The organism is Fluviicoccus sp. (genome assembly GCF_030646115.1).
Taxonomy (GTDB): Bacteria; Pseudomonadota; Gammaproteobacteria; order Pseudomonadales; family Moraxellaceae; genus Fluviicoccus.
Genome location: NZ_JAUSMX010000015.1, coordinates 234,396 through 246,677, shown reverse-complemented (window position 1 = coordinate 246,677; position 12,282 = coordinate 234,396). Strand labels below are relative to the sequence as shown.

14 protein-coding genes are annotated in these 12,282 nt (G+C 61.5%); 4 read left to right on the top strand and 10 right to left on the bottom strand.

Translation table 11 applies throughout. The annotated features are described in order from the left end of the window. The first annotated feature begins 113 nt into the window (after positions 1–113). Positions 114–533, top strand: coding sequence for a hypothetical protein (locus tag Q7T36_RS11590; protein WP_304848376.1), 420 nt, complete (start codon positions 114–116; stop codon positions 531–533). A gap of 90 nt (positions 534–623) precedes the next feature. Here the strand turns inward: Q7T36_RS11590 and Q7T36_RS11585 are convergent, their stop codons facing one another. The 10 genes from Q7T36_RS11585 to Q7T36_RS11540 all read right to left on the bottom strand — a co-directional run bounded on the left by Q7T36_RS11585 (position 624) and on the right by Q7T36_RS11540 (position 8,265). After that, the gene (locus Q7T36_RS11585; protein WP_304848373.1) at positions 624–1,262 is read right to left on the bottom strand and encodes a response regulator transcription factor; all 639 of its coding nucleotides are present in this window, start codon (positions 1,260–1,262) and stop codon (positions 624–626) included. An 8-nt stretch (positions 1,263–1,270) separates the two neighbouring features. Beyond that, positions 1,271–2,605, bottom strand: coding sequence for an ATP-binding protein (locus Q7T36_RS11580; RefSeq protein ID WP_304848370.1), 1,335 nt, complete (start codon positions 2,603–2,605; stop codon positions 1,271–1,273). Between the two features lie 116 nt (positions 2,606–2,721). Continuing rightward, entirely contained in the window at positions 2,722–3,108 is a 387-nt protein-coding gene (locus Q7T36_RS11575; RefSeq protein WP_304848367.1) for a roadblock/LC7 domain-containing protein, read from the bottom strand. Next, entirely contained in the window at positions 3,096–4,253 is a 1,158-nt protein-coding gene (locus tag Q7T36_RS11570) for a 2Fe-2S iron-sulfur cluster-binding protein (protein ID WP_304848364.1), read from the bottom strand. Before Q7T36_RS11570 ends, Q7T36_RS11575 begins: the two co-directional genes overlap by 13 nt. Further along, the gene (locus Q7T36_RS11565; RefSeq protein ID WP_304848361.1) at positions 4,243–4,641 is read right to left on the bottom strand and encodes a roadblock/LC7 domain-containing protein; all 399 of its coding nucleotides are present in this window, start codon (positions 4,639–4,641) and stop codon (positions 4,243–4,245) included. The genes Q7T36_RS11570 and Q7T36_RS11565 overlap by 11 nt, the downstream gene beginning before the upstream one ends. 137 nt (positions 4,642–4,778) lie before the next feature. After that, positions 4,779–5,186, bottom strand: coding sequence for a hypothetical protein (locus Q7T36_RS11560; protein ID WP_304848358.1), 408 nt, complete (start codon positions 5,184–5,186; stop codon positions 4,779–4,781). Further along, positions 5,183–6,583 (bottom strand): ATP-binding cassette domain-containing protein, encoded by a 1,401-nt coding sequence (locus Q7T36_RS11555; protein ID WP_304848355.1) that lies wholly within the window; start codon positions 6,581–6,583, stop codon positions 5,183–5,185. Before Q7T36_RS11555 ends, Q7T36_RS11560 begins: the two co-directional genes overlap by 4 nt. After that, positions 6,583–7,161, bottom strand: coding sequence for an ATP/GTP-binding protein (locus Q7T36_RS11550; RefSeq protein WP_304848352.1), 579 nt, complete (start codon positions 7,159–7,161; stop codon positions 6,583–6,585). Before Q7T36_RS11550 ends, Q7T36_RS11555 begins: the two co-directional genes overlap by 1 nt. A gap of 2 nt (positions 7,162–7,163) precedes the next feature. Further along, positions 7,164–7,952 (bottom strand): hypothetical protein, encoded by a 789-nt coding sequence (locus Q7T36_RS11545; protein WP_304848349.1) that lies wholly within the window; start codon positions 7,950–7,952, stop codon positions 7,164–7,166. 175 nt (positions 7,953–8,127) lie between these two features. Beyond that, positions 8,128–8,265, bottom strand: coding sequence for a hypothetical protein (locus Q7T36_RS11540; protein WP_304848346.1), 138 nt, complete (start codon positions 8,263–8,265; stop codon positions 8,128–8,130). A 233-nt stretch (positions 8,266–8,498) separates the two neighbouring features. Between Q7T36_RS11540 and gpmI the strand changes: the two genes are divergently transcribed. From gpmI to Q7T36_RS11525, 3 genes are all read left to right on the top strand, one after another. Beyond that, on the top strand, positions 8,499–10,037 hold the full coding sequence (gpmI, locus tag Q7T36_RS11535; RefSeq protein WP_304848343.1) for a 2,3-bisphosphoglycerate-independent phosphoglycerate mutase: 1,539 nt from the start codon (positions 8,499–8,501) through the stop codon (positions 10,035–10,037). A gap of 114 nt (positions 10,038–10,151) precedes the next feature. Then, positions 10,152–11,627 carry a S41 family peptidase gene (locus Q7T36_RS11530; protein WP_304848340.1) on the top strand — a complete coding sequence of 492 codons (1,476 nt, stop codon included), beginning with the start codon at positions 10,152–10,154 and terminating at the stop codon, positions 11,625–11,627. Further along, on the top strand, positions 11,614–12,246 hold the full coding sequence (locus tag Q7T36_RS11525) for a GNAT family N-acetyltransferase (protein ID WP_304848337.1): 633 nt from the start codon (positions 11,614–11,616) through the stop codon (positions 12,244–12,246). Before Q7T36_RS11530 ends, Q7T36_RS11525 begins: the two co-directional genes overlap by 14 nt. Positions 12,247–12,282: the final 36 nt, after the last annotated feature.

Genomic DNA, 12,282 nt, shown 5'->3' with positions numbered 1-12,282 from the left:
CCCCCGGCCCCCCTTTCCAAGGGGGGATTCGTTATTGAACACAATCTGCCCCGGCCTGACGGCCAGCCTTCTGGGAAAGGGGGTGGCCGCAGGCCGGGGTTTGGAGCCTGATCATGAACAAGACCCTGACCCGTTTGGAAGCCCTGAAGGATCTGGTGCAGGACGCCATCAATCAAGGCGCCAGCACGGTTGAACAAATTCATAAAAGCATTGTGGATTTACCGTTGTCAGTGCTGGAAAAAAATGGCTTGCTGGATATGGACAGCGACAAGCGTGACGAGATGTGGGACAAGAGCATAGGCCACGTCTACGAAGTCATTCGCCGGGTGAACCAGGAAATCGGCGATCTGGCGAGCCAGGCCATTGAGGCCGTGGACGACCAGCTGATCATCCAGAAAAACATTCGTGAAGCGGCCGAATTGCAGGAGCTGGAGCGGGCCGGTCAGGCCAGAATCATTGACTCCTCCGCCGCTGTGGAACCGCAAGTGCGGGTAGCGGACGCCGTGCCGGTGGACAGCAAGCCGGTCGCCTGAGTCGCGGAATTCCGGGTCCGGTCTCCCCCTGCTTTTGCCGGCTTCGGAATCTTTCAGCCATCCTGTCCGGCAGACGGCAGGGTGGCTTTTTTATTCTTCCACCAGCCCCATCCTCATTGCATATCGAACCAGGCTCGCCACTTCGCGAATACCCAACCGCTGCATCAACTGACTGCGGTGCGCCTCAATGGTCTTCACCGACAGGCTCAATTCATCAGCCATTGCCTTGCTGGAGTAGCCCAGCGCAATCAGCTTCAGGATCTGCACCTGGCGGGCGGTGAGGTTGCTGAGCAGGTTTTCCTTTTCGTTGCGTTTCTGCAGTAGGCCCATGATCTGTTTGGAAACAGACGGGCTCAGGTAGATTTCGTCGCGCATCACGGTGTCGATGGCGTTGAACAGTTCGGTCGGCGCCGCCTCCTTGACCACATAGCCCTGAATTCCCAGCTTCAGCGACTCGCTGATGTATTCGGCAATGTGGCTCATGGTCAGCAGCAGGATTTTCGGGGCGCAGGGGCGGCGCAAAATGTCCGAGGCCACTTCCAGGCCGTTTTTCTCCGGCATCATGATATCCAGCAGCACCAGGTCCGGGCGCAGGCTTTCAATCATCAGCATGGCGTCGCGTCCGTTGCCGGCTTCGGCAATCACCTGGTAGCCGGGATGGCTTTCCAGCAGGGCTTTCAGCCCCTTGCGCACCAGTTGGTGGTCGTCGACCAGCAGGATGTTGACCATGTCGGATCTCAGGTAATGGGCCAGATGGCGGTGATGGTCGTTCCAGTACCGGGGTTGGAGGTAATGTTAAGTTTTCCTCCGGAGAGATGGGCTCGCTCGCTCATGCTGACCAGCCCCAGGCCTGCCTGATGTTCACGCGCCTCCTGCGCGCAGAAGCCGTTGCCGTCGTCGATGATGTTCAGGGTCAGGTAGCCGTTGCGATGGTGGAGATCCACTTGCACGCGAGTGGCCGAGGCATGGCGCAGGCTGTTGGTCACGGCTTCCTGGGCAATGCGCAGGCAGGCGTTTTTGACGTCGGCGTTGAGTTTGGGCAGTTCCTCGTCAATGCGGATGTCAAAGGCGATATCGGAGTGCAGTCGGCTCTGTTCCAGCCAGGTGCGCAGTGTCCGCTTCAACCCGAATTCCTGTAAGTGGCGGGGGTGCAGTCCGCTGGTGAAACTGCGGATGAAGGTGATGCTTTCATCCAGCAGCACCATCCAGTACTGCATGGCTTCTGCCAAGGACGGGGGCACATCCTGACGGCCCATGGCATTGTGGATGGCCAGTTTGATGCCGATCAGCGTCTGGCCCAGCACATCGTGCAGGTCGCGCGCCAGAGCGGCATTGTGGTTGTCCAGCTGGGCCATCAAATGCCTCGCCAGCCGCTGGTAGCGGATTTCCGTTTCCTGAAAGCTGGGCATTTCCATGCGCAGCTTTTCCTTCTCTTCCACCACTGAAATAATGCCTGCGTCCTGGCCGGGCAATCGGCAGGGGCCCTGCAATACCAGATAGTGGCCTTCGGCGCATTGCCGATCGCTGCAGGTATATTCAAAGAGGGTGGATCGGCCGGTTTCCAGCACATAGTGGTCGGCCGCCAGCGTCTTGTCGGCATCCTCTGCACACAACACCGAGCGGATATGCCGCCCGGCAATGCAGGCGCCGTTGCCGGCGAAACGGCGGATGAACAGGGTGTTGGCCCACAGGAAATAACCGTTCCGGTCACGAACCGCGATGGGTGCGGGCAGGCTTTCCAGCCAGTTCTGCCACGACAGGGCTCCGCTCAGCGGCCGCACCCGGCACAGGTACAGGGCTTGCTCGGGATGGATGTCGACGCGTTGCACCCGGATATCGCAGGGCTGTTCGCGGAACTGGCCCAGAATGTTGGTCCCAAGGTCGGTGAAGGTGTTGACGGGTAGTTGCAGCCGGTCGTGGATATTCTCGCCCCGCAGCACCGGCGGCTCAGCGAAAGTCTTGCCGGCAACGGCATGAATCACCTTCCCGTGGGCATCGCAAACCAGCAGGCAGTCATCCTGATCGTTGGCCAGGGCCAGGAATAGCGGGCTCAGCAGCAGGTCAGTTTCCATGGGTGTCATACAGGGGCGGGTATAGGTATTCATTAGACTTCAATTTGTATGTGCAGGCAATAACCATGACATAAATGTGTGTACTATCTCCACGAAAAAGTGTCGCTCCTGAGCAGTCACACCAGGATGCGCAGCGCCTGGTTCAGCATGTCCGATGTACGGGTCATCATTCGTCGCAACATGTCGGTATGCGCCGCATCGCTGGCTGCGATCAGCAGGATGTAGTCGCCGGTCAGTACGCTGACGTTCCAGATTTTCCGGTCCGCGCCCCAGATCAGCATTTCCGTCGGCCCTCCGGAGGCCAGCTGGTTGAGGCTGGAGGAGGTGTTGACCATCAGGCTGGAGGCGCAGGCGGCTGATTCATCGCCGTCAAACTGGCCGGAGGAGGCCAGCACCAGACCGTCGGGCGACGACAGCACGGCCCCGTAGAAGCCTGGGCAGCTGCTGCATTGTTCCATCGTCTTGCGAATGAACAGCAGGGTTGTTTTGTTCATGGCTGACATGGGCTTCCCTCCGCCGGTGCGACGCCGATACAGGTGTCGCAGCCGATCTTGCCGATACGCTTGTGATAACGAACCACGGTGTTGGCCGGAATTTCCCCGCTGCAATAATCGCAGACGGTGGCTTCTTCCAGCAGGCAGACCTCGTATTGTTCGGTATCCACCAGCATGCCGCCCATGCGCTTCAGCCAGGGCTTGTATTTGACAATGTCCGGCCGGAATTGTTCTTCATAACGCGACCAGCGGGCAATCAGTCCTTCGTCGATACCGTGTTCGCGCATGGCCTGCAGCATCAGGTTCTGCCGGTGGTCGAACAGGGCGTCGGTTATCACCATCCAGCTGTGCGAGTTGTGCGGCTGTTCCCCCAGAAACCCCGGCTCGTCCTTGATGTGCTGCTTCAGGAAGGCAAACTGCTTGCCGATGATGCGGTCCAAGGTGACGCGCTCGAAGAAGGGCCGCAGCTCCGGGTCGGCATAGACCTTGTCGTAGAACGTGGCCAGCACGGCCCGGACCATGGCGTCGCCGCCCAGCTCATCCCACAACGCCGGTTCCGGCGGCAACGGCGTTACCGGCTCCGACTGCTCCACCGGCAAGGGGCCGCGCAGGCAAAACTCCAGATCTTCAAGGGATTGCTGACGCAGCCAGTCCGGCAGCCCGGCTCCGTCGCCCAGCTCAACGACCGTATAATAGTCGTCGTCCGGCACACTGATGAAGACGGCGGAACATTCGCCATCCAGCCCGGCGCTCATCAGGCGGGCCAGCTGGGCGGGGCGGTAATTCAGGGTGGAGAACGGCTCAAAAACCACTCGCCAGCGGTCGTTGACGGTGCGGGTCAGTTCCACCAGGCGGCAACGGGTGACACTGTCTTCCGGTGAGCGGGGCGCCAGCATCATGGGGCCGGTGGGGTGACACTGGCAGGACAGCAGGCAACCGGCCGCGCGCTGGTGTTCGGGCAGTTTGCGCTGGGCGTGGGGTGGAATATCGCCGTCCACGCAGCGCACCATGCAGCGATGACAAATGCCGCTCTTGCAGGAGAAGGGGATGTTGACACCCGCTCTCAGGAAGGCGTCCAGCACCGTCTCGTTGTCGCGGCAGGCCACGGCATGCCCTTGGTAGTGCAGCACGCGGGAGGGACTATCAGAGGGCATTTCCAATCTCGGTGAGTTTTGCCGCCGCCGCGCGGGTTTCCATGATCAGTTTGCCGAGGTTGGCCTTGGCCGGGCGGGCGGCGACGGCAAGCACGGCGAACTTTCCGATATGCGTCAGCAGCATGGGGCCCTTGGTGCCGTCCAGGATCACCTGGCGCAACTCACCCCGGTCCACCTCGGTGGCCGCCTTGGAGGCCAGCGCCAGCAAGGAGGCGCACATGGCGCCGAAACGGTCGGCATCGGCGCCGTGGGAAAGCTGGGAGGCTACAATCAGGCCGTCGCGGGAAACCACGGCCGATGCCTCGATGTTGTCTTCCGCCTGATGCACGGCGCGGAGCACGCTGCGTGCGCTGTGCGCGAAAGACTCTTTGTTGTTTGCCATTGTCATGATGTGGATTCTTCCCTTGTGATGACTCGTTGCTTGACTTCTTCCGGCAACATCGGCCGGCGTTGCCCGATGTGTCGGTATTTCCCTTGTCGCCCGGCGGGCTTCCTGCCGCCGGGGCGGTTACCGCACTATCCGGATCAGAGCGCCTGCTCGACGCTTGGCATACCCGCGCGGGCCTTGGTCAGCACCATGCCGAGGTTGGCGCCCTTGCGGCAGACAAAACACACGACTTGCTGTTGCTTCTTGCCGCGAAGGAACACATGGATCAGGTTGTCACTGTTGACGATTACCTCCTGGAAATAGTGCATCTCAGTGGACTCGGGCAGCCCGCGCGCCTTCTTGAAGATGTTTTCAATGGCCACGACATTGGGGCCCTGGAACAGATCGGTGGTTGCGGCGGCCAGGAAGTCGAAGACTTCCGAAGGGTGGGAGTCCACGGTCTTGACGCTGAGTACCATGCCGGAACTCAGATCGACAAAACCGGCCGCGACGCAATCAGGGACGCTGGTCATGGCGCGTTGCAGGGCATCGTCAAGCTTGCTCATATTAAAACTCCTGGTTTTTCAGTGGTGGTTATGGTTATGGTTGTCATGTGAGGCGCTTCCCCCGGCCTCGTTCGGGTTTGGTGCGGCGATGCAGGCGCGGCGGTCTGCAGCGATTCGGCAAACTCGCTCAGGAAGTCCACCTGCGCCTGGGACTGGATCATTCCCGACTCCATGCGCCGCACGTATTCAATGGCTTCAATGGCGTTGTATTCCCCTTGGCCGGTCCACAGCCAATAGACCGCCAGCAGGGTGCCGGTGCGGCCCAGTCCGGCCTTGCAGTGGATGGCGACGGTTTCGCCTGCCTGCAGCCAGCGGTCGGTATCCCGGCAAAAGTCAAAGGCGACTGCCAGCGTTGGGGCGTGCATGTCGGGAATGGGCACATTGGCGCACTGGATACCGAATCGCGCCGCCTGTACTTCGTCAAACGGAATCTCGGTCAGTGACACAAGTCGGGTGATGCCGACATTGCGCAACGCGTCCAGATCTTCATCCGTATCGCGGACAATACCCGGCCAGGGAGTTCCGGCCAGCCGTCCGGGAATCAGCCAGACAAAGCCGCGCGGTCCCATGAACCGGCTCTTGACGGTCAGCGCGGGCGCCAGATGTTCGGCGCGCGGCGGTTGCGGGATACTTTCCATAGCGCAGTCCTCGTCTTCCTCGGCAACCGGCTCCAGTGAGCTTTCGGGACAGGAGCCGCTGCGGATAAAAATCTTTCCGGCTTCGCTGCGGGGCGACTGGAAGAAGGCGGCAGTGGGGCCGCTTTCCTGCACCATACCGCCCGAGAACAGCACGACGTGGTCAGCCAGCCGCTGCGTCTGGGCCAGATGATGTGAAATCATCAGCACCGGTTGCAGCGCAGCCACTTCATGAATCAACCGGCAAATTTTCCCGGCGGCGTCATCGCTCAGGCTCTCGGTGGGCTCGTCCAGCATCAGCAGGGCGGGGCGGGCCAAGGCTTCGCGGAGAATGGCGACCGCCCGTTGCTCGTAAAATTCCAGCTTGGTGACCGGATGGGACAGTTTTTCGATGACCCAGACCTGATCCAGTCCCGTACAGAAGCCGCTCAGCAACTCAATCTGCTCCAGTCGCGTCAATGACGAACGGTGCGGCAGGCTGGTCAGCAGGTTTTCCAGCACCGTCGACACCATCAGCGCCGCCTTCTGCATCACCAGCGCCGGGCGGCCCGCGCCCCGGTAGTTCACTTCGCCCCAGGTCAGCAGCGAGGGATGGTTGTCGTTGAAACCCGCCAGCGTGCGCAACAAGGACGACTTGCCGGTGCCGGAAGGGCCGAGAATGGCGGTGATGCCCGTGTCCGGGACGGTCATGTCGATAGACAGCAGCACCTTCTTGTCGTTATAGGCCAGGCCGTAACCCTGCAGTTCGAGGATGTGCTGCATCAAGCTACCCCATGGACGGTCTGGGGCAGCCGCTCGTTCATTTCCAGCATGGCGGCCAATGCCATCATCAGCGCGCTGGCATCATGGCGCTGCCGGGCATCCACGCGGAATACCGGCACTTTGCCGCTGGCAAACGGCAGCGGGTGCTGCTTGAGGTACTCCAGATACAGGGTCATGGAGCGGTCGGTGCGTTCATCGGTATGGGTGACGCCCACCACCACCGGCAGGGTGCGGCCCGCCAGCATGCCCTTCAGGCGGCCGGCATAAAAAGCGATGTCCTGCAGGGGGTCCGGGTTGGCGTGATTGAGCATGATCACCAGCCCTTTGGTGTGTTCCACCAGGATTTCCCACATGAAGTCGAAACGTCCCTGACCGGGTGCGCCGTAGAGTCGTAGCCTGTCGCCGCCGCCCAGATTAAGCACGCCGACATCCATGGAGACGGTAGTTTTCTCCTTGAGCAGGGCGGTTTCATCGGTGGCGGCCACGTCGGTGTCCACCACCTCGATATCCGACAGCGAGCGAATGGCTTCCGTTTTACCGGCCCCGACCGGCCCCATGAACAGGATGCTCCATTCCATGATCAGGCGGCCCCTCTCAGGCGGTTCCAGAGTTTTGACAGTAGCGAGGACGGCTTGCCGCCGCTGACCTGATCGTGCAGGGGAATGACATTGTTGGCTTCAGTTGCCGCACTCTGGTGTTCGTGCAAGGTCCGGATGTCCCCGGCGTGGGAGCAGGCGGGGATGATTTTCAGCACGCGATTGACGTTTTCCGGGGGAATGTCCAGGAAACGGCTGATGGTTTCACGGCTGCTGGGCCGCACCGACAGCAGCGCACAAATGCGGGCGGCGTCATGCAGCATGTCGTCGGCCATGCGGGGAAGGTCAGGCCACGATTCCAGGCTGATCAGGATTTCGGTCTGGGCGGAGATGGTCGGGGCGGTCTTGACGTTGCTCTCTGTCTTCAACGGATTGGGTTCTGCCGGTGCGGCGGGAGCGGTGGCCACCGGGATGTCAGCGGCATCTGCAGTGACACGGGCTTCGAAACCCGCCGCCTCAATGGCTTGCAGCAGTTGCAAAAATTCGTTGCCGCGCAGCGGCTTGGACAGCGTGAACTGACGACCGACCAGAATCTGCTGGTTGCCGGCCAGCACCACCACCACGCCTTGTCCCTGTTCGTCGGCCAGTGCGACGTGTTCCTCATCATCAATGTCCACAATCCGTACATCGAAAGGGCCGACATCGCTGAACGACCACTGATGCTTTAGGCTTGACGTGGCGCCTTGGCCAAGAACCCGAACCATGGACCGGAAAATGAGGTGTTGGCGCTGCTCACTGGAAACACAGCCGATTACACGGGTCATCTTGGTCATGTACGTTGTCCTCGCCGCTACAGGGAAGCCTGAGCGCTTTTCTTGTTGTTCGGGATGACGATATCGTGTCAGCCGGGCAGCGCCCATTCGGGAATACCCTTGTTTTATTAATGGGGATTCCCGTGTCAGGCAGGGGGTTTCCCCGATTGACATTTATCAAAAAGCCAAGTAATGCTCAGGTTTTAGGTGGAAATTCCAAGGCCGAGCCCTGCCAAGCTTCCGGGCTGTCGCCGGCCGCCAGGGTCATCAGGAAAAAGCGGGTGTCGGCGCTGAAATTCTTCAGCAACCGGGTCAAGCGGTTGAAGGCAGGCATGAAAGGTTCCCCATTGTTGTTGTTGGCAGGGCTGTTGCGGGATGTTCTGTCTCGATCATAGGCAGCCTCCGAGGCAGAGGGCTATTAGGGTTTTCCCTCGAAATGATTGGGGAATAAGCGTGCATGCCTGGGGGAATCCGGCATTCATCCGTGAAATGCCGCCATTTCTTATCTTTCGCCGCCAGTGCTGCTAAAATGCGCGCCTCCTTCTGCTGCACCGAGTCCAGCCTGCCATGCGCAAACCCCACGTCCTGATCATCCTTGACGGCTTCGGCCATCGTGAAGCCTCCGATTCCAACGCCATCCAGGCGGCCCGCACTCCCCACTGGAACCAAATTCTGGCCGAGAACCCGCACGGGTTGATCTCCGGATCCGGGGAAGATGTGGGCCTGCCGGACGGACAGATGGGCAATTCGGAAGTGGGGCACATGAATCTGGGCGCGGGCCGCATCGTCTATCAGGACTTCACCCGCATTACCAAGGCCATCCGTGATGGTGACTTCTATACCAATCCCGTGATTACGGCGGCGGTGGACAAGGCAGTGGCCGCCGGCAAGGCCGTGCATGTGCTGGGCCTGCTGTCCGAAGGTGGCGTGCATTCCCACGAAGACCACCTGCACGCCATGGTGAAGCTGGCCGTGGATCGCGGCGCGCAGCAAGTGTATGTGCATGCCTTCCTCGACGGTCGCGATACACCGCCGAAGAGCGCCATGCCCTCGCTGCAGAGGATGGAAGACGCCGTGCGCGCCACCGGCAAGGGCCGCGTCGCCAGTCTCATTGGCCGCTATTTCGCCATGGACCGCGACAACCGCTGGGACCGCGTGGAGCAGGCATACCGGCTGCTGACCGAAGGCTTGGCCGTGCGCACTGCCGCCACCGCCATGGCCGGTCTGGATGCCGCTTACGCCGCCGGTGAGAACGACGAGTTCGTCAAGGCCACCGTGATTGCCGCCGAGGGTGAGCAACCCGTGGTGCTGGCCGACGGCGACGCCGTGGTGTTCATGAACTTTCGCGCCGACCGCGCCCGAGAAATCACCCGCGCCTTTGTCGACGAGGAATTCACCGGCTTCACCCGCAGCCTGCGCCCGCAACTGGCCGCCTGGGTGATGCTGACCCAGTACGCGTCCAGCATCAAGGCGCCGGTAGCCTATGCACCCGCCAGTCTGCACAACACTCTGGGCGAATACCTGGCGTCGCTGGGCAAGACCCAGTTGCGTATTGCCGAAACCGAAAAATACGCCCACGTCACCTTCTTTTTCAGCGGCGGGCGCGAAGACCTGTACCCCGGCGAGCAGCGCATCCTGGTGCCGTCGCCGCAGGTGGCCACCTATGACCTGCAACCGGAAATGAGCGCCTTTGAAGTCACCGACAAACTGGTCGCGGCCATTCAGTCCGGCGATTTTGACGTGCTCGTCTGCAATTACGCCAACGGCGACATGGTGGGCCATACCGGCGTGTTTGAAGCGGCGGTGAAGGCGGTTGAAGCGCTGGATGTGTGCCTGGGACGCCTGTATGAGGCGGTGAAGGCTAGCGGCGGCGAAATGCTGATCACCGCCGACCACGGCAATGTCGAGCAGATGGTGGACTACGAGAACGACCAGCCGCACACCGCCCACACCTGTGAATTCGTGCCCTTTGTCTATGTCGGCGGCCGCAAAGCCGTCATCCGCAGCGGCGGCGTCTTGTCCGATGTCGCGCCGACGCTGCTGAACCTGATGGGTGTGCCGGTTCCCCCTGAAATGACCGGAAAAAACCTGGTGCAAGCGGTCTGAAGCACCGTCAATAACAATAACCCAACAGCGGCCAGCACCGACGGTTCCCCCCGCCGGTGCAAGCCTGCTACTCTGTGCCGACTACAGCCCTGATCCGCTTTATCCGCCATGCCTATGAACAAACCATGCGCTATTGCCCTGGCGTTGCTGGCCCTGAACGGCCCAGCCTTTGCCGGGGATGACTCACCTGCTCCGACGACAGCCGCCAAGCCTGCCGCCGAAGCGCCGCAAACCCTGCCGCTGGAAGACCTGCGCACCTTCGTCGATGTCTTTGAACGCATTCGCGCCAGCTATGTGGAACCGGTGGACGACCGCACGCTGTTCGAGAACGCCATTCGCGGCATGCTGTCGGCGCTGGACCCGCATTCGGCCTATCTCAACGAAAATGACTATGACGATCTGAAGGCGGCCACCACCGGCGAATTCGGCGGCATCGGCATCGAGATCGGCATGGACGACGGCATCCTGCGCGTCATTTCCCCCATTGACGACACCCCGGCCGCCAAGGCGGGCCTGCAGGCGGGCGACTACATCCTGAAGCTGGAAGGCAAGGTGGTGAAGGGTATGTCCCTGAACCAGGCGGTGGAGATCATGCGCGGCCCCATCGGCCAGCCGCTGAAGATGACCGTGCAGCGCAAGGGCAAGGAACCCTGGGACCTGAGCATTGTGCGCGGCAGGATTGAAACGAGCAGCATCAAGGTCAAGCAGCTGGAGCCCGGTTTCGCCGCCATCCGCATCACCCAGTTCCAGACCCACACCGGCCGCGACCTGGTGCGCGAGCTGACCAAGCTGCGCGACAACACTGCCAACCCGCTGAAGGGGCTGGTGCTGGACCTGCGCAACAATCCCGGTGGCGTGCTGCCTGCCGCCATTGACGTGGCGGACGCCTTCCTCGACAAGGCGCTGGTGGTGTACACCAAGGGCCGCAGTGAGGACTCCATCCAGCGCTTTGAAGCGGCGGAAGGTCAGGTCATTCCCGGGCTGCCGCTGGTGGTGCTGGTGAACGCCGGCTCAGCCTCGGCTTCCGAGATTGTGGCCGGGGCCCTGCAGGACCAGCATCGCGCCCTGATTGCGGGCACCACCACCTTCGGCAAGGGCTCGGTGCAGACCGTGCTGCCCATCAGCGAGAAAAAAGGCATCAAGCTGACTACCGCCCGTTATTACACCCCCAACGGCCGTTCCATCCAAGCAGAAGGCATTCGTCCCGATGTGGTGCTGGAAGCGGCGAAAGTGCAGGTGCTGGGCGGCTATGACGCCTTCCGCGAAGCCGACCTGCGCGGGCATCTCAGCAATCCCAACGAGAAGGACAAGGCCCCGGCCGTCGAAACGCCAGCAGTTGTTCCGGCGGAGCCCGCCAAGCCGGTTGAGGGCAAGAAACGCAAGAAAGGCAAGGCGGTTCCGGAAGTGGTTTCCACCCCGGCAGACAGTGACGCGACGGAGGACAAGTCGGCCACCGCCGCGCCCAAGCCGCTGTCGGAAGAGGACTTCGCCATGTACGGTGCGTTGAACCTGTTGAAGGGGGCGTTGTTCTGGCAAGCCAAGTTGCCGGTGACTGCGCCGGTGGAGGAGAAGGTCGATGTCGCCCCATAACGACCTCCCGCCCAAGTCCGTCAGCATTCGCCAAGCCACCCCGTCTGACCGCGAGGCCTTGATTGACACCCTGGTGCACGCCTTTGCCGATGACCCGATGTACACTTGGCTCACCGCGCGCGACCACCGTTTCGACCAGCGCTACCGCAAGTTGTTTGGCGCGTACCTGGATCATCTGGCCTTTCCGCACGGACAGGTCTGGACCACCGAAGACCGCAAGGCCACCGCACTGTGGGCGCCGCCGGGATGCTGGGAGCTGGGGCTGATGCAGCAGTTGCGCTTTGCGCCGGACTGGCTGCAGGTGATTGGCCTGAAGAACCTGTGGACGCGCTGGCGGGCGGTGGAGCAGATCCAGTCGAGGCATCCGCACACCCCGCATTGGTACTTGATGGTGATCGGGGCTGATCCGGAGGTGCAGGGGCAGGGAAGGGCGTCGGCGCTGATGAAGCCGGTGCTGGAGATTTGCGACCAGATGCAGACAGGCGCCTATCTGGAAACGCCGAAGGCAAGCAATATCCCGATTTACGAACGCTTTGGCTTCAAGGTGACGGAAGAACTCCGTATCCCGAACGGACCGACGCTGTGGTTGATGTGGCGGAATCCGCAATCGCCATGGTGATGAGCCCGGTCACGGACACGACCTGGCCGCAATCCT